This is a genomic window from Allobosea vaviloviae (genome assembly GCF_001298265.1).
Classification (GTDB): domain Bacteria; phylum Pseudomonadota; class Alphaproteobacteria; order Rhizobiales; family Beijerinckiaceae; genus Allobosea; species Allobosea vaviloviae_B.
The window spans coordinates 118,520-141,259 of record NZ_LGSZ01000040.1 but is presented as its reverse complement, the minus strand read 5'-3'; the positions used below and the strand labels follow the sequence as shown (position 1 = coordinate 141,259).

The following is a 22,740-nucleotide window of genomic DNA, read 5'->3' as shown; positions in this document are numbered from 1 at the left end:
CCTCACGGCATGATCTCGACGATCGGGATGCGGGGGATTTCGCCGGCCTCGAACGCCGACAGATCGACCTCGATCGCGTCGATGTCGAAGCGCACCGGCACGTCGAAGAGGAAGCCGGCGCTCACCACGGCGCCCGGCCCCGGCGGATGCCCGGCGGCGAAAGTGACGATCCCGGTCGTGGCGTCGGAGGCGACATGCGCGGGGTCGACGGCGGCGCCATCGACCGCGACCAGCACCTCGCCCGGCAGGGGCTTGGTGATCGGCCGGCGATAGGTCGCGATGCCCGTGCCGTAGTGCTTGCAGAGCTGGAAGGTCGCGGTCACGCCGTTGCCGGTGCCGATGACCTGGTCCGTCGCAGCATGCGCCTGGGATGGCGGGCCGCTCTTCCAGTCGAGCCGATCGCGCCAGCGGAAGCCGTAGAGTCGGCCGCGCCGCTCCTCGAAGAAGGCGACGACGGCCGCCAGCGCATCGAGCGTGCGGATGCCGACGCCGGCATCGTAGCGTCGGCGCGAATGGGCCCAGCGGCTGTTGCGGACCTCGCGCCCCGACGCCAACGTGACGATCTGGGTCAGCCGCTCCGGCCCACCGCGCGCACCGCGCGCGATGTCGGTCGGGAAGCGGATCTCGTGGAAATCGGTCATCGCGTTTGGCCTCTCACAGGGCGCGGCTGCCGCGGGCCACGGCCCGTGCGATCGCGGCGGAGACCTGCGCCTCCGAGCGGCGGAAGCTGTCGGCATCGGGCGTGGAGACCTGAACGACGACGCTGAGCGCCCGGCGCTCCTGCTGCCCCGAGGCGCGCACGCCCAGCCGGCCGTCGGCACCGCGCGACAGCGGCAGGATCGCCTCCGCGCCGCGCTCGCCCATCAGGCCGAGACCTCGTCCCATTGGGAAGAAGGCGGGCGAAGCGATGACGCCACCCTCGGCGAAAGGCATCACCGGCACACCGCCGCCGCCACCGAAGCCGCCCAGGCCGCCTGTGAATAAGCCCGTCAGGCTCTTCAGCCCGGTGCCGAGCAGGCTCGACAGCCCGGTCTGAAGCGGCTTCAGCGCCGATTTCAGCAGCGTCTCGGTGATCGAGCGGCCGACGCTGCGCAATACGTCCTCGAAGCGCTTGCCCTCGATGATGCCCTTGGCGAAGGCGTTGGTGATCGACTTGCCGAAGCTGTCGGCGGATTTGCTGAGGCTTTGCGTCAGCGATCCGAGCGCCCGCATGTCGGACAAGCGGGAGGACAGGACGACGTCGTCTTCAGGCATGGCGAACCTCGCATTCTGGGATCGTGGGACGCCTGCGTCAGGCGTCGGGATGGGCGGCCATCAGCGCGTGAAGCGCCTCCCGACCTGGCGCGGCGTCGGCATCGGCCCGCTGGTGAGCCCGCAGCGCGGCGCCGATCTCGCGCGGCGTCGCGGCCCAGAAGGCGTCCGGCGGCCAGCCGAGCCGGCCGAGTCCGAAGGCCATGACCTCGCGCCAGGGAAAGGGCGTTGGCGCCGCCGGCTGACTCAGGTCGCCGGCGGCTGCGGAGGGCGGCTGACGTCCCCGGCCTCCGCAGCCGAGGCCTCGGCCGGATCGCCGAAGGTTGCGTCGAGCAGCCCGATCGCCGCCTTGATCGCCCCGTTCAGGCCGCCATCGAAGGCCAGCGCCGCGACCTCGTCCTCGCTGACCCTGCCGCCGGCGCCACGCAGGCCCGCCGTCAGGATGCGCGTCACGTCGCGCGCCGAGAGCCGCCCTCCGGCGAAGCGCTCACCCAGGGCGGGGAGGCTGTCGACGGAGAAGGCGTGCTCGAGCTCGGCTAGAGCGCCCAGCGTCAGGCGCATCGGCCGCGGCTCGCCCTCGACCATCAGGGCGGTCTCGCCCCGGTAGCGGTTGATCATGACCGGCTCCTCAAAGCGGTGTGAAGGCGAGCTGGCCGGCCGATTCCAGCGAGAGGTCGAAGGTGACCTCGCCGGCATGGTCGCCGCGATATTCCAGGCTCGACAGCTGGAACGCGCCGGTGACGGTGCCGAAATCGGGCACGATCACCTGCCAGTCGCGGATCGCCCCATCGAAGAAGATCTGGCGCACCAGCGCGTCCGACGCCTCGTCCTTGAAGATGCCGGCGCCGCTGATCGCGGCGCGCCGCATGCCCGCACCGGCGAGCAATTCGCGCCAGCGACCGGCCGATTCGGAATGGGTCACGTCCACCGTTTCCGCGTTGAAGGCGATCTGGCGGGCGCGGAGGCCTGCGACCGTGACGAAGGCCCCATCCGCATCCGCTGCCTTGAGCAGCAGGTCCTTGCCTTTTTGTGCCGACATCCGGCGTCTCCTTGTCAGTGTTCAGGGAATCAGAGCGTCTCGGTCACGGCGCGGAAGCGGATCGCCACGAAGGCGAGCCCGGTCGCTGGGTCGCGCGCCAGCCGGCTCGATTGCCAGCGCAGGTTGATCAAGGCGTGCCCGGCCGGCGTCAGCGGCGCCTCGTTCAGCGCCCCGACGACGAGTGCCGCCGCCTCCAGCGCCTGACGCGACGAGCTGCTTTCGGCAGCCCAGACGGTGAGGCCGAGATCCTGTTCGCAGCCGCTGTCGCTGCCGGTCGACCAGTCGCGCGCCTCGATATCGCCATGGACGACATAGACGCCGCGCGCGGCGCGCGGCGCCTCGTCATGGATGCGGCCGGCGCCGAGCAGTGCCGTGAGGCCAGCGTCGGATTCGAGCCGCGCCTGGATCGCGGCACGCAATGCGGGGATTGCGTCGCTCATGGCGTGATCTCCTGCACCAGGCAGACCAGCCGTCGCCGGCTGCCATCGGGATCGGCGACCGCGCGGATGTCGAAGATGCGCTCGCCGTCGCGCAGGCGTTGGCCTGCATCGACATGGGGGCGCCAGCGCATGGTGACGCGATGGGTGGCGGCCTGTTCCGGCCTGCCCCGGCGCCAATGCTCGCGGCCCGACAGAAATTCGACCTGCGCCCAGAGCGCGGCCACCGTGTCATAGGTCTGCGTCGTCCCGCCGAGCCCGTCGGGCGCCGTCACGGCTGCCTCGAGCACGAGCCGACGCCGCAGCGCGCCGATCGTCGCGCCCTCGCCTCGCTGTTCCGCCATGGCTCAAAGCCTCGCGCGGCGAAACGGCGCGATCAGCGCCATGATCTCGGGCGGCAGTGCCTGCGCATCGCGGCCGACGACATCGCCGCGCCGCTCGAACCAGCGCGTGGCCAGCCGCAGCACCGCCTGCCGCAGCAGCGCCGGTACGGCGGCGGCCGTTGCGCCGAAGCCGGCGACGACGTCGATCTCGATCGCGCTACGGGATCGGCCAATCTCGGGCACCTCCGCCACGATCCGCACCAGCGGCGGATCGGCGGCCGTGTCGAGCTGCAAGGCGCCGGGGGCGACGTCCTGCGCCGCGCCCAGCACGTCATAGACGCGCGCGGCGGTGATCGCACTGAGCGGCGAGAGCGGCAGGCGGATCTCGCCACTGTCGGGCCAGCGGTCGATGACGATGCGCCAGGCCTGATCGACCAGGCAACGGCCTGACGCCGCCTCAACCATGAGGCGCGCGGCCGTGATCAGGGTGCCCAGCAGTTCGTCCTCGTCCGTCTGGTCGAGGCGCAGGAACATCCTGGCTTCCGGGAGCGAGACCGGCTCCTGCGCCGGCGGGGTCAGGGCAAGCGGTGTCATCATCGCTCCGATTCAGGGTTCAATTCCGAGGGGTGACGCGGTATCCAGCGCTCCCTTCAGGAGGAGCGCCGATGCGCGTCGGACGTTTGATCGCCTTGGCCGCGTTCGCTTGCGGCCTTGCACTGGCCGCGAGCCCGGCCAGCTCCGTCGTCGGCGGCCGCGAGGGCGGGCCTGGCGCCGGCTCGACGCTGATGGTCCTGAATGCGCGCGGCGGCGTCTGCACCGGCATCGTCCTGTCGGCGCGGACGATCCTGACCGCCGCTCATTGCGCCGCAGGCGGCACGGAGCTGCGCATCCACTGGAAGGATGGCGGCGGCGAGCCGGTGCTGATCGCGCCGGCCTCCGTCGCGGTCCATCCCGAATTCAGGGCCAACGCCGTCGCGGCGCGGCAGCGCTCGATCGATCTCGCGCTGATCCGGCTTGGCGAGGCGCTGCCGTCACGTTTCGTCCCGGCCGCGCTGGTCGATGGTCCCGCGCCGCGCGCCGGAGCAGCCGTTGCGCTGGCCGGCTATGGCGTGGCGCGCGAAGGCGAGGCGCGCAGCACCGGGCTCTATCGCTCGGCCGATCTGGTCGCCATCGAGCCCTACGGCCCCGGACGGATCCTGCTCTGGGCGACGGATGCGGGAGGCGCCGGCAAGCGCCCCGGCCCAGGCGCCTGCCAGGGCGATTCCGGCGGCCCGATGACATCAGCCGATGGCGCGATCGTCGCCGTCACGAGCTGGTCGACCGGCCCTGCGGGCAAGAGCTGCGGCCTTCTGAGCCAGGGCGTGCTGGTCGCGCCGCAGCGCAGCTGGATCGACGGCACGCTGTCGCGATGGGGCCAGAGCGCCTCCTGGACACAAGGCCGCTGACGGAAAGGCTGGACTGCGGCGCGCCAACCCATAGATTGAAACGGTTCGTCCATCTGGTCCTGCTCATGACATCGCGTGCATCTGCCTTCGTTCTCGCCACCGCGCTCGTCGCGATCGCTTCGCCGGCCTTGGCCGTCGTCGGCGGCACGACCTCGCGCGACGTGCGCGGGGCACGGGCCTCGACGCTGCGGGTCGAAACCAGCCGCGGCGAGCTCTGCTCGGGCGCCGTCATCGCGCCGGAACTCGTCCTGACGGCGGCTCACTGCCTGATGGGCGGCGGCGCGGTCAGCGTGGTCAGCCTGGACCCGCGTTTCCGCGCCCGACGCCATGCCGTCGTCGCGGTGCTGCCGCATCCGACCTTCGTGCCCGGCACGACGCCGCGCACCCAGCCCGGCGCCGATCTCGCCATGCTGCGCCTGGCCGCGCCGCTGCCTGCAGACATCGAGCCGGTGACGCTGGGCGGCGGGCTCTGGCAGGGCGAGAGCGTGACCATGGCGGGCTTCGGCCTCTCGATCGAGACCAACAAGTCGACGGCGCGACGCCTGCGCGAGACCCGCCTGGTCAATGCCGGCAACTACACCACGCAAAACACCGTCAAGGTCGCGGTCGATGCCGACGCCAAGGGCGAAAGCCCGGGCGCCGGCGCCTGCCGTGGTGATTCAGGTGGCCCCGTGCTGCGCGGAGATTCACATTCGCGAGACCTCGTCGGCATCGTCAGCTGGTCGAGCGGCCCGTTGAGTTCGCGTATTCGCAGCATTTGCGGCGGATTCACCGCGATCACGCCCATCAGCGAGCACCGCAGCTGGATTACCGAGGCCGCGGCCCGTCTGCTCGCATTGGATACCCAGCAGCGGCAGGATGCGATTCGCGCACCGGCCGCGGGCTACAGCTGGTGGTTCGCACGCTGAGGACGGGGCACGATGCCCCATCCCGCCGCATCGCCGGCCGAGTTCGCTCAGACCGCGAACTTCAGCCCCTTGATCGCCGCGAAGTCCTGCACGCCGCCGCCGACGCGCTTGGTCGTGTAGAACAGCACATAGGGCTTGGCGGAGTAGGGATCGCGCAGGATGCGCACGCCCGCCCGGTCGACCACGAGATAGCCGCGCCGGAAATCGCCGAAGGCGAGCGAGACCGCGTTGTTGGCGATGTTGGGCATGTCCTCCGCCTCGACCAGCGGGAAGCCGAGCAGCGTCGCCGGCGCGCCGACCGAGCTCGGCGGCTGCCAGAGATACTGGCCCGTCGAGTCCTTGAACTTGCGGACGGTGGCTTGCGTCTTGCGGTTCATCACGAAGGAGGCGTTCTGGCGATAGCCGGCCTTCAGCGCATAGACGAGATCGACCAGGATGTCGGAAGGGTTGGATGCCGCGAAACTGCCAGCGACGCCGGTGTTGAGCACGCCGATATTGCCCCAGCTCCAGCTCGCCTCGGCCACCGTCGGATAGGCCAGAAAGCCCTTGGGCTTGTCGATGCCGTCGCCGATGACGAAGGCGGCGCCCTCCTGTTCGGCAAACGCACTCTCGACCTCTTCGGCGATCCACTGGTCGATATTGACGATCGCGTCGTCGAGCAGGGTCTGCGTCGCCGCCGGCATGGCATAGAGCTCCATCGCCGGGAAGGAGAGCTCGGCCAGCGCAGGCGTGCCGGTCTGCGGGCGAGCGGCTGCTTCCGCGACCCAGCCGGAGGCCGGGCCGGTGGTCGAGAATGCCTTCTTGTAGGTGCCCGACGAGATCGTCCGCACCGTCGCGATCGAGCGGATCGGCGAGACGCTGGCGAGGCGCCGCAGGATCTCGCTCTCGACGGTCGAGGGCGCGAGATAGCCGCCATCGGGACCGGAACCGGCCGAGAGCGCCTTGCCCTCCAGCCGCTTCAGCCCGCCCGCCTCGCCGCTGCGGACATAGGCCGCGAAAGCAGCCTTGTGCTCGGCGACCACGGGATCTCGCGGCTCGTCGCGGCCGAGCGCCGGGCGGCTGCGGTCGAGCGTCAGACGGTCGATGCGGCGCATGGCGTCGTCGAGCGCGGTATCCATCCGCGCCATCTTCTCCTCGGTCAGCGGATCGATGCCGCGGCGGGTCTCTATCTCAGCCAGGCGCTCGTCATTGCTGACGCGGTAGCTCTCCAGCGTGTAGCGCAGGTCGTCGAAGGCCAGCGACAGATCGGCGCCGGCCGCCTTGCTTTCGGGAGCGTGGTTGGCAGTGGTCATGGTCTCTCCTCGGGTGGAACGGTTGGGAATCAGGCGAAGTCGGCGTGGGTGAAAGCGGCCTGGGTCACGGCCTGCGCGGCGCGCAGCGCCTTGACGGCGGAGACGCGCGCCTGCGGCAGCATCGGGAAGGTGACGATCGAGATTTCCCAGAGGTCGATCCGCTCGAGCCGGCGCAGGCCGCTGCGCGGCTCGGTGCGGGCCTTTTCGGAGCGGAAACCGATCGAGAGGCCGTCGATCGCGCCCTCCCGCATCAGCGCGTGGATTTCGCGAGCGCGCGCCACGGCGAGCGAAAGCTGGCCCCTGACGAAAAGTCCCCGCGAATCCTCGGTGAGCGCGATCCAGCGGCCGATCGGCTCGGCCGGATCATGCTGCCAGAGCAGCTTGACGCCGGCCGGCCCGCGCCTGGTGAGGCTGTCGCGGAAGGCGCCGCGTTCGACCACGTCCTTGCCGAGATCGGCGATGCCGAACAGGCTGGCATAGCCCTCGAACAGGCCGTCTGGCCTGATCCGCGCCGGGGGCAGCGCCAGGAACTTGGCTTCGCAGGCAAAGGGGCCGGCCGGGAACGGACGCCTCATCGCCCGCCCTCCCCATTGTTGTGGTGCCCGGCCTTGCCGAGCCGGCCGGCCCCTCCTTCCAGCCGGGCCAGGTTGCGCAGGAAACGACCAAAGGTCTCGGTATTCGCAGGCAAGCGCGCCGGCTTCTGCGGCTGCGACCGCCCCGTACCGGAGGATGGCGGCGGCGACGGCTTCTTCTCGCTGACGCGTGTCATGGCTGGTCCCCTTCATGGCGGGCGTTGAAGCGGTTGAGTTCGCGGACGAACTCGTCGAAGCGCCGGTTGGCGGCGGAAAGTTCGCGCATCACGAACCAGGCGGCGGCTGATGCCGTCGCGGCCCAGAGCAGCAGGCCGAGATGGCCGACATCGGCGCGCCCGACGAAGGCGGTGACGATCTGTTCGAGCAGGTTCATGGTGTTCCTCCGCCCGTCGGCACCCGACCGTAGCCGACCGCCTCGCGCTTCTCGTCCTCGCTCAGGAAGGTCGCGGCCGAGAGTCGGCGCCAGAGCGACTCGCGCTCCTCGGCCAGCGCCTCGATGGCATCGAGATCGGGTTCGAGCGTGAGGTCGTCGCCAAAGGCCGGCCCGAGCCATTGCGCCAGCGACTGCGCCGTGCGCCGGACCAGCGGGATCGCGGTCTGGCGCCAAAAGGCGCGGTTGGCCTCGGCGAAATTGGCGTGGGTGTTGTCGCCCGGCAGGCCGAGCAGCAGCGGCGGCACGCCGAAGGCGAGCGCGATCTCGCGCGCCGCCACGCCCTTGGCCGCGACGAAATCGAGTTCGGCCGGCGTCAGCGACAGCGGTTTCCAGTCGAGCCCGCCTTCGAGCAGGAGCGGCCGGCCGGCGTTGCGGGCGCCCTGGAAGCTCTCTTCCAGCTCGGCCTTCAGCCGCTCGAACTGGGCGTCGCTCAGGCTCGCCCCGTCCGGGCCGTCATAGACCAGCGCGCCCGAGGGCCGCGCCGCGTTGTCGAGCAGCGCCTTGTGCCAATTGCTGGCGGCGTTGTGGATGTCGAGCGAGCAGGCCGCCGCCTCGATCGGCGACAGGCCGTAATGGTCGTCGACGGGATGGAACAGGGTCAAATGCAGGATCGGCGGCACCGCGCCTTCGTCCTGCCGGAAGCGGATGGTCTCGCCGCCGACCGTGTAGTCATAGGCTTCGGGCCAGCCATCGCGGCCGGGCACGATCCTCATCCGGTCGGGCCGCAGCGCGTAGAGCTCGCGCGGCTCAGCTCCGGTGCTCGCCGCCTCGACATAGGCGTTGCCGGCGACCAGCAGATGGCCGAACAGCATCTCGCGGAAGGCGATGCCGCCCTGGCGCGGATTGGGCCGGTCGATCAGGGCGAGTGCCGGGTGCTCCGGCCTCTCGCGCGCACCGACCTTGGCGATGAGCGGAGTCTGCGCGGCGGCTTCCGCGATCAGCCGGACGCAGCGATGCACGACCGGGTTGCGCTCATAGCCCTCGCGGGCCAGCGCCGCGTAATCGCGCGGCGTCCAGACCGGGCGACCGGCCTCATGCAGCGCGATCAGCGGCCCGACGCGCGAGCGCTTGCGTTCCGGCGCGGCGGAACCGCGCAGGTTGCGAAGGAAATTGAACATGAAGGTCTCGCTGTTGAAGCTTGTGGTGCAGCGTCATGGTCGGGCTTGACCCGACCATCTCGGAAACCAGTGTCTTCTCGTCCTGAGATTCTCGGGTCTGCGCTTCGCTTCGCCCGAGAATGACGGCCCTGGCTGCTAAATCCCCCTCACCCGCGGCCGGCCCTTCGGACCGAGCATCAGATGGGTCAGCGCCCAGACCAGCGCGTCGAGCCGGTCGGGCGAGCGGCCGGAACTCAGGCCCCCCGGCCCGAAATCGCACATTCCATCTTCGTGGCCCTAACGCTTTGGAATTGTTGGCTTTAGGTTTTACTGTTTTGAGGTGTTTTACAGTTCTGTTCTTCGCTCGTTCGCCTGAGCGTGAGCAAAGCGGCCTGACCGCTGGTTTTGCGATCGGCAAACCGGCAATAGCGTTCGATCATCGGCAGCGACATGCCGACGATGTCGCCGATCTGCCCGGTCGATAGGCCGGCGCGACGCAGCCGGATTACGGCGGTGCAGCGCAGCCCGTGCAGAGTTACGCCTTTCAGGGCCGGCACCTTGTCGCGCGCCTCGGCGAAATGCGTCGAGAACATCTTGCGCGTGAAGCGGTGTCCATCAGCCCGGCCGCCTTGCTGGTAGAGGAACGGACCGGGCCGCTTCTCCCAAGAGGCCATTTCCGCTGCCAACTCGGGCACTATGGGGCACCACACGTCCCGCTTTCGCTTCAAAGTGGTGAGCGCGAACCCGCCATCGTCAACATCGGTCCAACCGAGCCGGACAGCGTCGCTGCCCCGCATCCCCGTATACATGTAGAGGATCACGCCCCGGCGGATCATGCCGGTGAGATGCTGCAGTGCCGCCTCGATCTGCTCAGGCGTCCAGGGCTTGTGCCCCGATTCCTTGCCGTAGGGCTTCACACCTTCCGTCAGGCTGTGGTCGATGTGGTCACGAACCCTTGCCCAGGTCGAAAGCGCCCGCATCGCGCTTAGGAAGTTATTTGCCTTGCCGGGAGTAGCTGCCAGGCCATCCATGACGGCTTGCACATGGACAGGCCGCAGCCCCTTAGCCGGCAGGTTCCCCCAGGCCGTGCGAGCAAGCTTGAGCGAGCGCTGATACTGGTCGATCGTCCCGGCAGTGATCTGCCCTGAGGACTTGATGAACTCAAGATATCCGTCCAGCACCGCCCCGATCGTATCGACCGGCACCGCTCCCATCATGCCTTGCGCCTGCCTGATGGCGTTCCAAAACTCGGGAGCGTGCGGATCGTTCGGAAGCGGGATGCGCTCGCCGGCATGGTCGGTGCCGCGCCCGGGCTGGAAATAGAAATACTCCCGGCCGCGCGAGACGACGCGATGGACGCCCTTGGGCAGCGTGACAGCCGCACGGCTACGCTGACGTGGCATTGCGAGCCCCCGCTAGGAAGGGATCGTTGGCAGCCGGCGATGCACGGCCCGCCGAAAGCGATCCGAGCGCGCGCTGCACGTCGGCCCAACACCACCGCACGCATCCGGTGGATAGCTTCACAGGCTGCGGCAGGACGCCCCGACGCACCATCTCATGCACCGTCGATTCAGAGGCATCCAGCTCGCGCGCGAGCGTGCTGCACGACACATATGACGGCGGACGCTCTGAGCTGAGAGGTTGCGCGGCCACGATCCTTATCCTCCCGCCGCTGCCGTGATTTCGAGGAAGCGGTTTCGGCCATCCTTGGCCTCTTTGACGCCGATGATTTCCCAGGTCAGGCCATCATGGGCGAGCCGATCCACGGCGTTGACGCTCGCCTGAGGCCCGGCAGCGCGGATGACGAAGCGGCTCACCCGCGTCGAGACGAGGCGACCGAACGCCACGCGCTCGGTATCCGATACGTCGAGGCGTGAGGCAGCAATGCTGGCCAGCTCACGCCATTCGGTGATTTCATTGCCATAGCCGTCATCGCCGACCACAACGAAGCGCTCGATGACGATCCGCCGATCAAGGTCGCCCGCCGTGGTCATGCCGCACCGTCGCCGCCGGCATCGCTGCCGCGTTCGTCGAGTGGGACCATGTTAAGCGGCGACAGGTATTCCTCGCCGCCCTCGATCTCCGGCATGTTCTCCCAGCCGCGGATTTCGTTGGGGCTTAGCCAGCCCCACTCGCGGCCGATCCGATAGCTCTCATATCGCGCTTTCATGTCGCCCCGCAGCAAGCCGGCAAGGTCATGCTCGACAAAGAGCGCTCGCCGGCTTCCGGCAGGCAGCAGCGCAATATTCATGGCCTGCTCGACGCGCCGCGCCATGGGCGCCAGACAGCGAACGACGAGCGCGCGGCTTTCCATCTCGACGTTTGAATAGGTGCCGTGGTCAAGAATCCCAACAGCCGTTGGCGGCACGCTCCAGATCCGGCAGATATCGAGATTGGTGAGCTTGCGGCTTTCCAGGAATTCGGCATCTTTCGCCGTCATGGAGAAGGATTTCCACTCCGCGCCGCCATCCAGGACAAGCACGTTCGAGGTGACGCTGTTCGCCGAAATCTTCGCCCCGAGTTTCGTCAGGGCGTCGTCCTTGCCGGCAGGACCGAGCATGTTGGGGAACACCAAAGCGCCGGAAGGGCGGTTGCCCTTTGCGGCCAGGCCCGCCGCCGTCTCCTGTTGCGTGAGCGCCAGGTTGAACGTCTCGCGGGCGAGCTGGATCGGGGACAACCCCATCACCCCGTCACGCGCCAGGCGGTAGCGGAGGTGAAGGATTTCGTCCTGGACATAAACACGCACCCGGCCGCCGCGATCGGTCACGCGATAGCGCAGACGCCCGCTCTCCAGACGCTCGACAGCGACGCGGCCGGGATCGAGCGGATGAAGCGCCGTCACTTGTCCGCGCGCGTTCCAATCGATCGCGGCATAGGCGTTGCCGGTCATCAGCAGGCTTGCGAGCATCGTTTCGCGAGCCTCGAATGCCGTCATCACCGGGTTCGGCATGTCGTGCAGAACGCCATAGAGGGGATGATCGGTCGCCCGATCGCGCCCGCCATTGCCAGTGCGGCGATAGACGTTGAGCGGCACGGCGGCGAGCGCCTGGCTGATGATCGAAATGCATGCGCCGGCCGTAGCGAGGCCGCTGGCTCGCTGCGGATCGACATGTGCGCCGACGCCGCCTTGCAGGCCGAACCATTCACCAATGAACGGATCATCCGATCTGATGCGGGCCTCAGCGCGCTTCTCGCGCCCCAGGATGCGATCAAGAAAGCTCATCGGGACAGCTCCAGAAGCTTGAGCGTGCGTTCGGCATAGAGCCGGAACGGCGCGCCCGTTTCGAGCGAGCGCGCTTGGATGATCGTGCCGTCATAGGCAGGCCAGGCCAGCACGACGGAGATTTCATGAAGCTCGACGGCGCGCAGTTCGCGCCGATCGCCATCGCGATGCTCGTCGATCGCGGTGAAGCCGAACGACATGCCACCAAGGTCGCCACGCTCGGCCAGGGCAAGCACGTCGCGGCCATGCGAGGTGTCAGGCACGTCGAGCGCGAAGGCCAGCCCCTTGCTGTCCTCAGACAGCCGGAGCGTGCCGGAACGGGTGCGGGCGAGGACGCGGCCGGGATCGTGATCCACCAGGGCAAGAATATCGCCCCGGCTGCTGAGCGTTGCGGCGAAGGCCCCGCGCGCGATCGTCTCGACGAAGCGCCCGCCGATTTCAGCCGGGTTGCCGAACGTCGCGGCATAGCCTTCGAGCCTGCGGCCCTTGGCGCGGATTTCAACCGTGAGCGCGCGGCGTTCCGGTTTCATAGGCTTACCTCGCGATAGGGCTGGATCAGGCGATCGACGCCGATCTGAGTCGCGGCCGTCTGCGTGTGCGAGACAGCCTCCCGATGCTGGTAGAAATGCGCTACCAGCATCAGGACGGCATGGGTCACGGCGGCAGGTAGTGGCGCCGCCGACATATCGACGCCGACGCTTTCGAAATGACCGCTTGCCGCCGCGATCATGGCCGTGATCGCCGCGTCGTCTTCGTCGTGATCGACGCGGCAGTGTGATTTCGCGGCGGCAAGGTCGATCATCGTTCAGAACTCCGCAAACGCGAACGCTTCCGTGTGGCGCACGGCCACGTCGGCATCGAGGAAGGCATGCAGGAGCGCACCACCGTTCGAAGCCACGTCGGGATGGTAGGGGTTCAGCAAAATATCGACCGCCGACCAGTAGCCGATCACCAGTTCGCCCCACTGACCATAGATCAGCGCCGACTTGTTGCCGCCCGCCCCGATCGTGCTGGGAACCTGCGTCGAGACTTCCACGCGCTGGGCATGGAATAGCTCGGCGAGCGGCATCACATGGCCATCGGCGTCCTTCAGCTTGCGAACAAGCTTCATGACTGTCGGGTTCGTGAGGAACGCGCCGGTCCCGCTGACATCATCGAGTTCCAGCGCTGCGATGAGGTCGGATGTGTAATCGATGACGCCGGAGGCGGTCATGGGAACCTCTCCGATGTTCTCAACGCCGGGCGTTTGCAGGATGCCGCGCGGTTCGGCGTTCTGGCCGCTGCCATTGATCGCGGCCAGGTCGAGTCCCTGAGCGAGGACGAAGCCCAGGTCACGGCGGAGCAGGTCTTCGATGGCCGCGCCCGACTGGAGCATCAGGCGACGCGACAGGCGATATTCGCCCGTGATCGTCTTCGGCCCCATGCTGACCTTTTCGAAGCCAGCGGCGCTGCGGGTGGCATTGCCGTTTTCGGGCACCCATGTCGCCGTGCCCGAAGATGCCAGGTTTGGCAGGTCGAGGAAGCCGGTGAGGTTCGGCATCACGGTCGCCCCCATCGCCTGCACCTTGAGCGCCGGACGGAAGCGATCGGCCACCGCCGCGACATTGGTGGCGACGGTGTATCCGCCTGCAGGATCGCTGCCGACCGTCTGGGAGCGCGTTTCGCCCAGGAGGATTTCGGTCGGAACGGCAAGATGAATGCCGTTGCCGGTACGCTGCTCGCGACCCTTCGACAGCTCCTGATGCACCTCGGCTTCGCGGCCGGTCAGCCGGCCGGTGAGCGCGCCATTGATCGCGGCCGACAGCGAGTAGCTGCGCAGCTCACGGCGCATCTCGCCACCGTCGATCGGCTCGCCGCGCGCCTCGAGGCGTTCATAGGCAGCGAGCTTTTCAGCGCGGCCGATCTGATCCTCGAGCGTGCGGGTTTCATTCTCTGCCGCTTCGAAGGACGCGCGCTCACCATCGTCGAGATCGCGGTTGGCCTTCATCGCCTTGTCGTTGATGGCGCGCAGCTCCGCGATCTTGCCGGCGCGCTTCTCTTTGAGGTCGTTCAGATTCATCGATCAGGTTCCTTCTAAGGGACTGGACTGCCGTCGCGGCGTTCAATCTGGTTTCGGGATCAGGCCACCGGCGCGTTGCGGGGATGGGCCAGGGCGACGGTCACGCCGATCGGCGTCGCCGCGCCATGCGTGCCGGAGAAATCGGCCAGCAGCTTCGCGAAAGGTTTGCCGCCGACATAGCCGACCTTGGTGAGGCTCGGGCTGGCATGGGCCGCGTTCAGCGTCTTGACGATGCCGCCCGCGCCGACGCTGGCGACGCCCTGCACGTCGGCTGCCGTCACAGCGGTGTAGGCGCCGGCTTCCGAATCGGCGTGGGTCAGCTTGAATTCGACCTTGTTCGTGCCGGTGAAGGTGATGCCGCCGACGCCCACATGGATCAGGAAAGCGGCGCTGTCGAAGCCGCGAAGGTCGATCGCGGGCGGGGTGTTGTCGGCGTCGTATGACGCCGCAGGGATGGCGATCTTCGCGCCGAGGTTGGAAATCAGGTCACGCATGGTTCGGTCCTTCCGTGGGGGTTGCCGTCATCGCGACGGGGCTTAGGGGTCCATCGGGCCAGCGCTGCCGACGCGGGGACATGCCGTCATCACGACGGGGAAGCAGGTTCACGGGCATTGCCGGCGATGAGATTCGCGACCGCCCTCAGCAGCGTCGCGTTCAGCTCCGCAATGAGATTCTTGCCGTTCCGAAACCGATAGGTCTCGCGCTCGTAAGCTTCGGAAAGTGGCTTTTGAGACAAATAGTCTGGAGCGGAGACAACCGCCGAAAGCGTGGGATGGCTGAAATGGTATTCGCTTCCCTGGACGCGAATATTCGCGTTCACGCCGCCTCTGAAAACAAGCAAGGAAAGCATCGGAGCGAAGGGCGATCCTTTTGCGTGATGCGCTTCATCGATTGTTCCGTCAGCAATCGCCCCCAGCAGCCGGGCCAGGCCGATATCGAGAGTTGGCGCAATCGTCGCATCGAGATGGAACGATGTCCCGTCCAGCCCATGCGAGAACACGGCGTTGCTGAACTGATACTCCGCATCTGCGGCCTGTTCGGGGTGATCCGTCGCGGCGCAGGCTATGAGGAAGCGCGCGGCGTCGAGAAAGGTCATATGGGCAGCGCCGCGACCACGCCCCGCTTTCGACACCCTGCCGGCCTCACGCAAGCGCCGCGCAAAAACGGTGAGCGTCGCGGCAGTATCAAGCCGCTGCGCCTCACACGTGGCTACCAGTTCGCTCAAAAGTGCCATGCCAAAACCCCGACCGTTCATCGGTGTCATAGACCGATAAATGGTCGAGGTCAAGTTCATCGGCACGATACGCCTATCTATTCCCAGCCTCACGTTTCAGCGCATCGGCCCTTTGCATTTGTGCAGCCCAAGCAGCATGTCGCACCGGACAGCGAACTGCCGGGGCGGGTTCAGCATCTCGACGACGATCATCGGCGCGAGTTCGCCGCCGACCGCTTCGCCGAACCGCCCCCACGGCGGAGGACCGATGACGAGGCGCTTGACCGCGACCTGGTGCTCACCGTCGCGGACGTGCTCCGGCTTCCAGAACAGCGCCACGAAATCTCCAGCCTGCACCGGCTCGTCGCGGTCGAAGACAAGTGTTGTGCCGTGCGTGATCTCAGGCGAAAGGCAATCGCCATCGCAGATCATGCCGTAGACCTCGGGCATGTCGTCGGGCCAGAAGATCGTCGAAGTTTTCTTGGCAGCGGGCATAGCTCCGCCAGCCGTGCGAACAGCGGTGTTCAACATCGGAATTTCCTTGTGCGGTTTTCGTAACATGGATACGATAACCGTCAAATTTCTGGTATGTCAAACGAAATCGTAACAGGGTTCCGATATGCTCGCGGTTCAATGCAAGATGGCGCGCGCCGCCCTGGGGATTGGGGTCCGCGAACTTGCTGAGCAGGCCAAGGTATCCCCTGACACGATCGCGCGCCTCGAACGTGGTGAGGAACTACGGGAGCGCACAGTTGATGCGATCCGCGTAGCTCTGGAGGCTGCCGGCGTCGAGTTCATCCCGCAGAACGGCGGCGGCCCCGGCGTGCGGTTGAGGGCCATCTGAATGCTTGAATATGCCACGGCTGCCTTCCAAACCTTTCAAGGTATTGGCGTACTGCTTCCCGCAACAGCGGTTGTTGCTCTCATCGTTTTTGCCGCGAGGGAAGGACTGGAATCTCGAAGAAGGCGTAGCGCAGACCGACGGAAGAAAGCTGCGATAAAGCACTTCATCGGGCGTGAGCTCGAACTATTGCAGGGCGCAATTCGCTCTTTCAGGCATGCTCTCAGTGCATTTCGTAATGTCGATGAGGGAATTCGTACATATGTGAAGGTCTATACTGCAAGCTCTGGAGGGCTTCGATACGAAAGCTGGGATAAAGGCGACGATCGCAAATCACAGCGTTCGGGAGGCGCCATTGCTGATGTCGTAGATAAATTCGATGCTCGCTTTATGCTTGAGGTCGCAACGCTCGATAGTGATCTCTACAAAGCTCTTGAACCAGCCGTCGATGAGATCGCGACACTTAAGCACGTTAGAAATGGCTTTATCGAGTATGCTGAAGATGAAGATTTCCGTGACGGATTTACCGATTACGCAACCCGCGAGCTTGACGATATAGAGGCCTCATTCAAGGCTTTATACAAGTATTGTACTGGACAGGATGGGGTCCCGGCCCGGCTGCGCTGAATCTTAGGGTGACACCATGTCACCCTAAGATTTTGCATGGCTCAAGCGATTAGTTCCGCGAGGCATGCAGGCAGCGCCTCGGGTTCATGGCGTTTCGAGATGCTGAGCGCCATCGCCAGCGCCACCAGGCCGTCGATCCGGCCCGCAGCCTTCGACTTGTCGAGCTTGCGGCCGCCGGCCGGATCGCGCGTCACCACTGCATTCGCCGCGCACATGTTGAGGACGGGATTGCCGCCGTGCCGGAGCTGCTTCTCGGCGACGCAGCGCTCCAACATGTCCACGGCCGGCGAGAAATCCTTGAAGCCTTGCCCGAAGGGCGTGAGTGGCACTGGCGCTCCGAACAAGCCCAGCTCGCGCCGCAGGTCTTCGATGCGCCAGCGGTCATATGCGACCGCATTGATCTGGTATCGGACGGATGCGCTGGAAATCGCCTCAGCCACAAAGCCGGGATCGATCGTCGCGCCGGGGATCAGCGTGATGAGGCCCTGCTTGGCCCAAAGGTCATAGGGTACGCGGTCCTCGTTCGAGCGCTCCTCGATGTTGGCTTCCGGCATGAAGAAGCGCGACAGCACGTCGAAGCGACCCTTGTCATCCGGAAACACCATGACGAAGGCCGTGAGGTCGCGCGTCGCGCCCAGGTCGAGGCCGGCATAGCACTCGCGGCCGTCAAGTCGGCCCAAATCGATCGCGCCAGCATTTGCGTCCCATTCGGCCTTGTGGATAAAGCGCGAGACGGCAGAGACGCGCTGATTGAGGATCAGGTTGCGGAAAGCGGCTTCCTTCGAAGGCACGAGCCGCGCCTGTGACGCCTGGCGCTGCACGTCCTCAAGCGAGCGGAAGTCGCCGATCGCGGGGTTGGCGAGCCGCCAGGTGTCGGGATGCCACGGATCGGCCTCCTGCGGCGCGGCGAACAGCGTCAGGTGAAAGCTCAGATCGACGATGTCGCCGGCATGGACCTTCAAGCCATAGTCGATCAGCTCCGATAGAACGGCATGGTCGGCCGCCGCCTGCGTCGAGATGACCATCATCAGCGGGTTGTCGCGAGCGCCCGTCGCGGTATCCATCGCGTCGAAAAGCGCCCGGTTCGGCGCGCTGCCCAATTCGTCATAGACGACGAAGGACGGCGACAGGCCCAGCTTGCTGCCGGCGTCGGCCGACAGCGCCAGATAGATCGAGCCGGCGCCCTCGCCCGACAGCACCTCGATTTGCTTCGTGAACCGGATGACGTTGCAGCGGTCGTCAAGCTCGGGATGGCACTGGAGCATGGCGACCATCTCGGCATAGAGCTTCGCCGCCTGGTCGCGAGTGAGCGCGCAGGAATAGACCTCGCCTCGAGGCTCGGCTTCCGGCCCCAGCAGATGGCAAAGCGCCAGCGCCGCCGCGAGCTGCGTCTTGCCGTTCTTGCGGCCCATCGACAGCACCGCCGTGCGGACCGGCCGGCCGCCAGCCGCGTCCTCGGTATAGACGGCATGGATGAAGGTCCGCTGCCATTCGCGAAGCTGCATCGTCGTGCCGGCCAGCTTGCCGGCCGTGATCGGCAAATCTTCGCAGAAGGCGATGACGCGCTCGGGACGGCTCAGGCCCGGCACCGACCATGGCAAAACTTCGCGGCGTTCGAGCTTACCCCGGCCCGAAAGCGGGTTCGCTCCTACTCCTCTGAGTGCCATCTGCCCTGCCTCGGTTCTGCTAAGTATCTGAAACTAAGTATCTTCGTGACTGCATCAACGGTCCTAGCCTGAAACCGTTGCCGTGATCTGAGGCACCCCCACCCCATGCCACTCATCGCCCGGATCAATCGGGTTTCCGTTCACGTCGAAGCCCTTGAACCTGCGGCCGGTCGATGCGCGGCCGGGTTGATCGACCGCGCTCGTCTTCTCATTGTGGCAGCGCTCGCAAAGGCTCATCAGTCCTTCGAGCGTCGGGAACGGATCACCGCCAGCCTTCATGGATATGACGTGATCGACTGCGACGGCTGTCTCCACATGCCCGCGCAGCTCGCATGCGTAGCAGATGGGAGATTGCGACAGCTTCGCCTTCCTGAGCTTCTGCCAGGTGCTGGTATTGTAGGGCCATTCAGCCATGACGCACCTCGCCCATCGCATGGGCTGCGGATTGCCCACCTCCTCCTCTCGCCAAGCCCTTCGAGCGGCTTCGATTGCGCTCGACCTGACTCATCTTGATACCTTGGCTCTTCGTGGGGCTCTCCAAATTCACAGGTTTGGACCCTATCGGGCGATGGGCTGATGGACCGCGCTTGATCCACGTGCGCCATTCCGGCGAGACGATCTCGACGATGTTCGGAAGGTTCTTCCTGCCGGCGATCGGGCGTGCCGTGATCTTGACGTGACCTAGCAGTCGCGCCTCATGCAACGCGCTCTGCACTGTCGTCCGGCAGACACCCGCGAGTGCGGCAATCTTGTCGATCGGCAGATCACAGGCTCCGTGATGCTTCACCTCGCCAGCGACGATACAGAGGACGGCGCGCTGCCCCTCTGTGTAGTGATGGCGCAGCGTGTCCGGCAGCGCGCTTGATCCCCCAAGCCGCCGGCGGCGATCTCGGGAGGCTTGCCGGTCGGGAGAACGGGGGCGCTGGCGTGAGACGAAGCGACTGCCGATCCGTGCGCTCAGGCGAGCCGGGGCCAGGCACGCGCCAGCAGCCTTCGCTCTCGCGCCTGAAGCGGGACGGCGGCCCTCAATCGCTGCCGTCAGGAACTCAGCTTCATGGTCGGCGATCTCGCCGGCACCATAACGCTGCCACAGCCTGGCGGCGATGCCGTCGAGCTGCTCAGGCGACGACGCAGCGTTGATCTCGCTGTAGGTGGCCGTCGCGGCAGCTCCAAGCGCGGAAAGTGGCGACAATCCCGTTTTACAGGAAGCCACTTTGTTCTGCACATGTTCATGGCTTCTCGCCTCAGTGCTGGAAACCGTAAGAAGCTGATTTCCTTGCCTGATTTCAGGTTCGGTTAAATTCGCACATCTCGTCCTCGAGCGCCGGAAAGGCGCCGGCATGGCGCACCCGCCCCTGCGCATAGAGCGCCGCGACCGGCTCGGCCCTCAGATATTTGCCGCGCGTCGCCCGCACCGCCGTCACCGGCACATCAGCATCGACCTCGCGGATGACCGAGGTCGCCATCTCGCCGCCCTGGTTGACCTCGACGACGAGCGCATCGGCCTCGAAGCGCTGATAGAGCGCGACGGCCTTCGCCGCCCATTCATGCGGCCTGGCGCCGGAGATCGTGCCGTCCTCCAGGACATGGCCGAGGCCGTCCCGGTCGATGCCGGCCACGACCAACCCGCAGGAATCGGCCCGCTGCGAGGACGAGGCCGGCGGATCGACCGCCACCACGATCCTCGCCATGGCTGGCGCCGCCGGCTCGCGGCAATCCTCGATCATCGCCCGCGTCCAGAGCGCATCCGCGCTTTCCTCGACCAGTTCGCCGTCGAGTTCCTGCCGGCCGAGCCGCGTGCCGCCATAGGTCTGCGTCACGCTGCGGATGAAGTCGGCGGCGAGGTGCAAGCGGTTGGCGCTCGTGGCCGCCCGGCTGACGGCGACGTGGTCGTCCGCCAGCAGGCGCTTGATCAGCGGCACCGGACGCGGCGTCGTGGTGGCGATCTGGCGCGGCCGATCGCCCAGGCGAAGCCCGAATTGCAGCATGTCCCAGCACTCCTGAAGATTCGGCCATTTCGCCAGTTCGTCGGACCAGGCGGCACCGAATTGCGGGCCGCGCAGCCCTTCCGGATCTTCCGCCGAGAAGGCCTGGGCGATGGCGCCATTGGGCCATTCCAGCCGCCGCCGCGAGGGATACCAGCTCGGCCGCTCCCACCGGTTATGGATGGCGAGCAGCCCCGAGACGCCCTCGATCATGACGTCGCGGACCTGCCCTTGCGTCTCGCCGACGAGGGCGATGCGTTCGGTCGGGTTCGAGGCATAGGGCGGATGGCCGAGCGCCATGCCCTTGACCCATTCGGCGCCGGTCCGGGTCTTGCCGGCGCCGCGACCGCCGAGAACGAGCCAGACCGGCTTGTGCGGCGGTTCACCGAGCTTTTGATCGAGCCGACCGAACAGCGTCCAGCACTCGCCGAGGGCCGCCAGAGTGTCAGCATCCAGATCAGGGATGATCTGGGGGATCAGCCTGGCCCAGCTCTCGATCGGCAAGCGTATCAAGACGTCGTGCAAGCTCCTTTCGGAGTTCGGCGACGTGGCGCAGTCCATCGGCAGGCAAGAGATCATTGCTGGACGTGTCCTCCCGGCCGGCCGGCGTCGCTTCCATCGCCACGAGTTCGCGGACGGTGCGGGCGAGCACCGCCAGCGCCTTGGCGTCGGCCTCGCTCGCCCCCGCCCCCTTCGGCAGCTCCTCGAGCCGCGCCTCATGCGCGTCGAGCTGGCGTTTCGCGGCGCGCCAGAGCTTCGCCACCACGGCCTTCCGGCTGGGCGGCAAAGCCCTGCGCTTCGCGGCCGGCAGCGCCGGCGCGTCATCGTCGTCATCGGACATGGGAAAACCTCGCCGGCCGGACATGACAAAGCCGCCGGCGGATGAGCGCGTGTGAAACGAACAATCATATGGCAACGGGGCAGGCAGGCTGGATTATCCTGGATTACGCTGGACGCCGGTGGATAAGAGCCGTGAAAACAGCGGCTTAAGGCGGGTTGGCGCTGGAGCAGTCCGGGGCTCTATTGCCATTTGATTGTTCGCTGGAAAAGCGGCCGGGAATCCCGAAAGCTGGAAAGCCAGAAATCGGGCATGCCGCTAAGTCGTTGAAATCCCGTCAGCAGGCGCGCCCGAACTGTTACGTTTTTCCTGAGTGCCGCACCTCGCCGTAACACTTCCGAAAAACGAAGTATTTTCAGACGCGTAGGCCCATTCGGGCTTCAAAGTCCATCCGCGTTAACTGTTACGCTGAATCGGCCTTCAAAGCCCGCTCGGTCGCCGCGTCGAACTGATCCGCGGCAGCGAGTCCGGCGACGATGAGCGGGCGGACAAAGGCCTTCACCTCTGCCCGCCAGGCTGGCGATGCCGTCTCCCAGGTGAACTGGTGCTTCTCGCGGGCAGCCTCGTGAAAGGCTCGAGCCGCCGCTCGGATGGCGGCCTGCTCGCGGAGCGCCTGGCGGGAGAGATGGTCTGCATCGGCGTCCATAGGGGTCTCCCGCGTCTGCGCGCCTCAGCATGCCCAAGTTTGCGGTCGCGCGAAACCAGGCAGTTGTCCCCGCTATTCACCCCTGACAGAGTCCGTCAATCGCGTTCTTGTTCCGTTCTCATTTGTGAGCTTTCCTAGAGTCAGCCCTGGCGCGTGAGATCAGGGCAAACAGGAGAGCGTCGTCATGAGTAAGACCCGCCTTGAGAAAGAGACCGTCAAGCAGAGAACCTATTTCGTCGTCCAGACCTTCCGGGCCGTCAAAGGAGGCAAGGGCAAGATCAACGCCGAGGATCCGATGGAGGCGCGCGACGAGGCGCATGCGCGCAGCCTGGTCGACCGTTACAAGCCGCTGAGGGCCGGCGTCGTCGCATTCCGGCGCACCGGAGATCCGAAGACCGGCGATTGGGACGACGCCATCGTCATCGCCCGCCATGGTCAGGTTTCTCCCGAGGTCGATAACCTCGTCGACGAGACCGACATCGCGCCTGATTGCTGGGGTCTCAGCGAAGCGAATTTTAAGGTGGCTTGAAGCTCTAGGCGGCGGCCACAGGCCGCCGCCTATCAGCGGGTTAAGTCGCTTGCCGCCCAAAGGCACGAAACTTGGCCAACCGGCCGGAAGCAAGCGAGGCCGGACCACACGGCCGTATCGTCCAAAAACAGGGCCGTGCCCTTTTCGATGATCTGACACTTGCCAGATTGGACGCTAGCTCCAGCAAGTTTCCTAAATGCCTCTTGGTCGCCAGAATTTGCGATCTTCGCGATGCGTTCCTGCAAGCCCTTATCAGCACAGCCAAGTGCATCGCGTTGAGAGGGGCGAGCTGAT

34 protein-coding genes and 1 pseudogene are annotated in these 22,740 nt (G+C 66.5%); 6 read left to right on the top strand and 29 right to left on the bottom strand.

Features of this window, described 5'->3' with window-relative positions:
- Window positions 1-2: 2 nt before the first annotated feature.
- Genes AE618_RS12460 through AE618_RS12430 form a run of 8 tightly spaced genes read right to left on the bottom strand, consistent with a single transcriptional unit; the run spans window position 3 to window position 3,647 of the window.
- The gene (locus tag AE618_RS12460) at window positions 3-641 is read right to left on the bottom strand and encodes a DUF2460 domain-containing protein (RefSeq protein ID WP_054209385.1); all 639 of its coding nucleotides are present in this window, start codon (window positions 639-641) and stop codon (window positions 3-5) included.
- Window positions 642-654: 13 nt separating this feature from the next.
- Window positions 655-1,254, bottom strand: a complete 600-nt coding sequence (locus AE618_RS12455; protein ID WP_082365219.1) for a phage tail tape measure protein — start codon at window positions 1,252-1,254, stop codon at window positions 655-657.
- A 37-nt stretch (window positions 1,255-1,291) separates the two neighbouring features.
- The gene (locus AE618_RS27340; protein WP_432704500.1) at window positions 1,292-1,501 is read right to left on the bottom strand and encodes a phage tail assembly chaperone; all 210 of its coding nucleotides are present in this window, start codon (window positions 1,499-1,501) and stop codon (window positions 1,292-1,294) included.
- The gene (locus tag AE618_RS12450; protein WP_054209384.1) at window positions 1,498-1,869 is read right to left on the bottom strand and encodes a gene transfer agent family protein; all 372 of its coding nucleotides are present in this window, start codon (window positions 1,867-1,869) and stop codon (window positions 1,498-1,500) included. Before AE618_RS12450 ends, AE618_RS27340 begins: the two co-directional genes overlap by 4 nt.
- A 10-nt stretch (window positions 1,870-1,879) precedes the next feature.
- Window positions 1,880-2,290, bottom strand: a complete 411-nt coding sequence (locus AE618_RS12445; protein WP_054209383.1) for a phage major tail protein, TP901-1 family — start codon at window positions 2,288-2,290, stop codon at window positions 1,880-1,882.
- 29 nt (window positions 2,291-2,319) lie between these two features.
- Window positions 2,320-2,730, bottom strand: coding sequence for a DUF3168 domain-containing protein (locus AE618_RS12440; protein WP_054209382.1), 411 nt, complete (start codon window positions 2,728-2,730; stop codon window positions 2,320-2,322).
- Window positions 2,727-3,071 carry a phage head closure protein gene (locus AE618_RS12435; RefSeq protein WP_054209381.1) on the bottom strand — a complete coding sequence of 115 codons (345 nt, stop codon included), beginning with the start codon at window positions 3,069-3,071 and terminating at the stop codon, window positions 2,727-2,729. The genes AE618_RS12440 and AE618_RS12435 overlap by 4 nt, the downstream gene beginning before the upstream one ends.
- 3 nt (window positions 3,072-3,074) lie before the next feature.
- On the bottom strand, window positions 3,075-3,647 hold the full coding sequence (locus tag AE618_RS12430) for a head-tail connector protein (RefSeq protein ID WP_054209380.1): 573 nt from the start codon (window positions 3,645-3,647) through the stop codon (window positions 3,075-3,077).
- 68 nt (window positions 3,648-3,715) lie between these two features.
- On the opposite strand from AE618_RS12430, the gene AE618_RS12425 reads away from it, so the two are divergent.
- Together AE618_RS12425 and AE618_RS12420 are read left to right on the top strand one after the other, a co-directional pair.
- Entirely contained in the window at window positions 3,716-4,495 is a 780-nt protein-coding gene (locus AE618_RS12425) for a S1 family peptidase (protein ID WP_054209379.1), read from the top strand.
- Between the two features lie 65 nt (window positions 4,496-4,560).
- A complete protein-coding gene (locus AE618_RS12420) occupies window positions 4,561-5,403 on the top strand; it encodes a S1 family peptidase (protein WP_054209554.1) in 843 nt (280 codons plus the stop codon).
- Window positions 5,404-5,450: 47 nt separating this feature from the next.
- Here the strand turns inward: AE618_RS12420 and AE618_RS12415 are convergent, their stop codons facing one another.
- The 9 genes and pseudogenes from AE618_RS12415 to AE618_RS12375 form a co-directional block, all read right to left on the bottom strand.
- Entirely contained in the window at window positions 5,451-6,695 is a 1,245-nt protein-coding gene (locus AE618_RS12415) for a phage major capsid protein (protein WP_054209378.1), read from the bottom strand.
- 29 nt (window positions 6,696-6,724) lie between these two features.
- Window positions 6,725-7,270, bottom strand: coding sequence for an HK97 family phage prohead protease (locus AE618_RS12410; RefSeq protein WP_054209377.1), 546 nt, complete (start codon window positions 7,268-7,270; stop codon window positions 6,725-6,727).
- Window positions 7,267-7,464 (bottom strand): hypothetical protein, encoded by a 198-nt coding sequence (locus AE618_RS12405; protein WP_054209376.1) that lies wholly within the window; start codon window positions 7,462-7,464, stop codon window positions 7,267-7,269. Before AE618_RS12405 ends, AE618_RS12410 begins: the two co-directional genes overlap by 4 nt.
- Window positions 7,461-7,661, bottom strand: a complete 201-nt coding sequence (locus AE618_RS12400) for a hypothetical protein (RefSeq protein ID WP_054209375.1) — start codon at window positions 7,659-7,661, stop codon at window positions 7,461-7,463. The genes AE618_RS12405 and AE618_RS12400 overlap by 4 nt, the downstream gene beginning before the upstream one ends.
- A complete protein-coding gene (locus AE618_RS12395) occupies window positions 7,658-8,839 on the bottom strand; it encodes a phage portal protein (protein ID WP_054209374.1) in 1,182 nt (393 codons plus the stop codon). The genes AE618_RS12400 and AE618_RS12395 overlap by 4 nt, the downstream gene beginning before the upstream one ends.
- A 135-nt stretch (window positions 8,840-8,974) precedes the next feature.
- Window positions 8,975-9,109, bottom strand: a pseudogene (locus AE618_RS27975) (ATP-binding protein); the annotation flags it as partial.
- Window positions 9,110-9,138: 29 nt separating this feature from the next.
- Window positions 9,139-10,221: a tyrosine-type recombinase/integrase gene (locus AE618_RS12385; protein ID WP_156330240.1), complete on the bottom strand. Its 1,083-nt coding sequence runs from the start codon at window positions 10,219-10,221 to the stop codon at window positions 9,139-9,141.
- 255 nt (window positions 10,222-10,476) lie between these two features.
- Window positions 10,477-10,812 carry a phage head closure protein gene (locus tag AE618_RS12380; RefSeq protein WP_054209373.1) on the bottom strand — a complete coding sequence of 112 codons (336 nt, stop codon included), beginning with the start codon at window positions 10,810-10,812 and terminating at the stop codon, window positions 10,477-10,479.
- On the bottom strand, window positions 10,809-11,873 hold the full coding sequence (locus AE618_RS12375; RefSeq protein ID WP_248310857.1) for a phage portal protein: 1,065 nt from the start codon (window positions 11,871-11,873) through the stop codon (window positions 10,809-10,811). The genes AE618_RS12380 and AE618_RS12375 overlap by 4 nt, the downstream gene beginning before the upstream one ends.
- Here AE618_RS12375 and AE618_RS28800 point away from each other — a divergent pair.
- Window positions 11,772-12,080 (top strand): hypothetical protein, encoded by a 309-nt coding sequence (locus tag AE618_RS28800; protein ID WP_248310862.1) that lies wholly within the window; start codon window positions 11,772-11,774, stop codon window positions 12,078-12,080. The two genes, AE618_RS12375 and AE618_RS28800, sit on opposite strands and share 102 nt — an antisense overlap.
- On the opposite strand, the gene AE618_RS12370 is transcribed toward AE618_RS28800, so the two are convergent.
- From AE618_RS12370 to AE618_RS12345, 6 genes are all read right to left on the bottom strand, one after another.
- Window positions 12,038-12,571 (bottom strand): HK97 family phage prohead protease, encoded by a 534-nt coding sequence (locus tag AE618_RS12370; RefSeq protein ID WP_054209371.1) that lies wholly within the window; start codon window positions 12,569-12,571, stop codon window positions 12,038-12,040. The genes AE618_RS28800 and AE618_RS12370 overlap by 43 nt on opposite strands.
- Window positions 12,568-12,843: a head-tail connector protein gene (locus tag AE618_RS12365; protein ID WP_054209370.1), complete on the bottom strand. Its 276-nt coding sequence runs from the start codon at window positions 12,841-12,843 to the stop codon at window positions 12,568-12,570. Before AE618_RS12365 ends, AE618_RS12370 begins: the two co-directional genes overlap by 4 nt.
- Before the next feature lie 3 nt (window positions 12,844-12,846).
- On the bottom strand, window positions 12,847-14,100 hold the full coding sequence (locus AE618_RS12360) for a phage major capsid protein (protein WP_054209369.1): 1,254 nt from the start codon (window positions 14,098-14,100) through the stop codon (window positions 12,847-12,849).
- Window positions 14,101-14,159: 59 nt separating this feature from the next.
- Window positions 14,160-14,594 carry a hypothetical protein gene (locus tag AE618_RS12355; RefSeq protein WP_054209368.1) on the bottom strand — a complete coding sequence of 145 codons (435 nt, stop codon included), beginning with the start codon at window positions 14,592-14,594 and terminating at the stop codon, window positions 14,160-14,162.
- 89 nt (window positions 14,595-14,683) lie between these two features.
- Window positions 14,684-15,394 (bottom strand): hypothetical protein, encoded by a 711-nt coding sequence (locus AE618_RS12350; RefSeq protein ID WP_156330239.1) that lies wholly within the window; start codon window positions 15,392-15,394, stop codon window positions 14,684-14,686.
- Window positions 15,395-15,430: 36 nt separating this feature from the next.
- The gene (locus AE618_RS12345) at window positions 15,431-15,892 is read right to left on the bottom strand and encodes a S24 family peptidase (protein ID WP_156330238.1); all 462 of its coding nucleotides are present in this window, start codon (window positions 15,890-15,892) and stop codon (window positions 15,431-15,433) included.
- A gap of 40 nt (window positions 15,893-15,932) precedes the next feature.
- On the opposite strand from AE618_RS12345, the gene AE618_RS12340 reads away from it, so the two are divergent.
- Entirely contained in the window at window positions 15,933-16,157 is a 225-nt protein-coding gene (locus AE618_RS12340; RefSeq protein ID WP_248310846.1) for a helix-turn-helix domain-containing protein, read from the top strand.
- Window positions 16,158-16,781 (top strand): hypothetical protein, encoded by a 624-nt coding sequence (locus tag AE618_RS27970; protein ID WP_156330237.1) that lies wholly within the window; start codon window positions 16,158-16,160, stop codon window positions 16,779-16,781.
- A 41-nt stretch (window positions 16,782-16,822) separates the two neighbouring features.
- On the opposite strand, the gene AE618_RS12330 is transcribed toward AE618_RS27970, so the two are convergent.
- The 6 genes from AE618_RS12330 to AE618_RS12310 form a co-directional block, all read right to left on the bottom strand.
- Window positions 16,823-18,448, bottom strand: coding sequence for a terminase large subunit (locus AE618_RS12330; protein ID WP_054209364.1), 1,626 nt, complete (start codon window positions 18,446-18,448; stop codon window positions 16,823-16,825).
- Between the two features lie 63 nt (window positions 18,449-18,511).
- Window positions 18,512-18,862, bottom strand: coding sequence for an HNH endonuclease (locus tag AE618_RS12325; RefSeq protein ID WP_082365216.1), 351 nt, complete (start codon window positions 18,860-18,862; stop codon window positions 18,512-18,514).
- Window positions 18,855-19,790, bottom strand: a complete 936-nt coding sequence (locus AE618_RS27965) for a hypothetical protein (RefSeq protein WP_156330236.1) — start codon at window positions 19,788-19,790, stop codon at window positions 18,855-18,857. The genes AE618_RS12325 and AE618_RS27965 overlap by 8 nt, the downstream gene beginning before the upstream one ends.
- On the bottom strand, window positions 19,735-20,946 hold the full coding sequence (locus tag AE618_RS12320) for a DNA-packaging protein (RefSeq protein WP_432704499.1): 1,212 nt from the start codon (window positions 20,944-20,946) through the stop codon (window positions 19,735-19,737). Before AE618_RS12320 ends, AE618_RS27965 begins: the two co-directional genes overlap by 56 nt.
- Window positions 20,891-21,274 (bottom strand): hypothetical protein, encoded by a 384-nt coding sequence (locus tag AE618_RS27960; RefSeq protein ID WP_054209362.1) that lies wholly within the window; start codon window positions 21,272-21,274, stop codon window positions 20,891-20,893. The genes AE618_RS12320 and AE618_RS27960 overlap by 56 nt, the downstream gene beginning before the upstream one ends.
- Window positions 21,275-21,674: 400 nt before the next feature.
- Complete coding sequence (locus tag AE618_RS12310; RefSeq protein WP_054209361.1) at window positions 21,675-21,917, bottom strand: hypothetical protein; 243 nt, start codon at window positions 21,915-21,917, stop codon at window positions 21,675-21,677.
- Between the two features lie 184 nt (window positions 21,918-22,101).
- On the opposite strand from AE618_RS12310, the gene AE618_RS12305 reads away from it, so the two are divergent.
- Complete coding sequence (locus AE618_RS12305; protein WP_054209360.1) at window positions 22,102-22,446, top strand: hypothetical protein; 345 nt, start codon at window positions 22,102-22,104, stop codon at window positions 22,444-22,446.
- Window positions 22,447-22,740 lie beyond the last annotated feature (294 nt).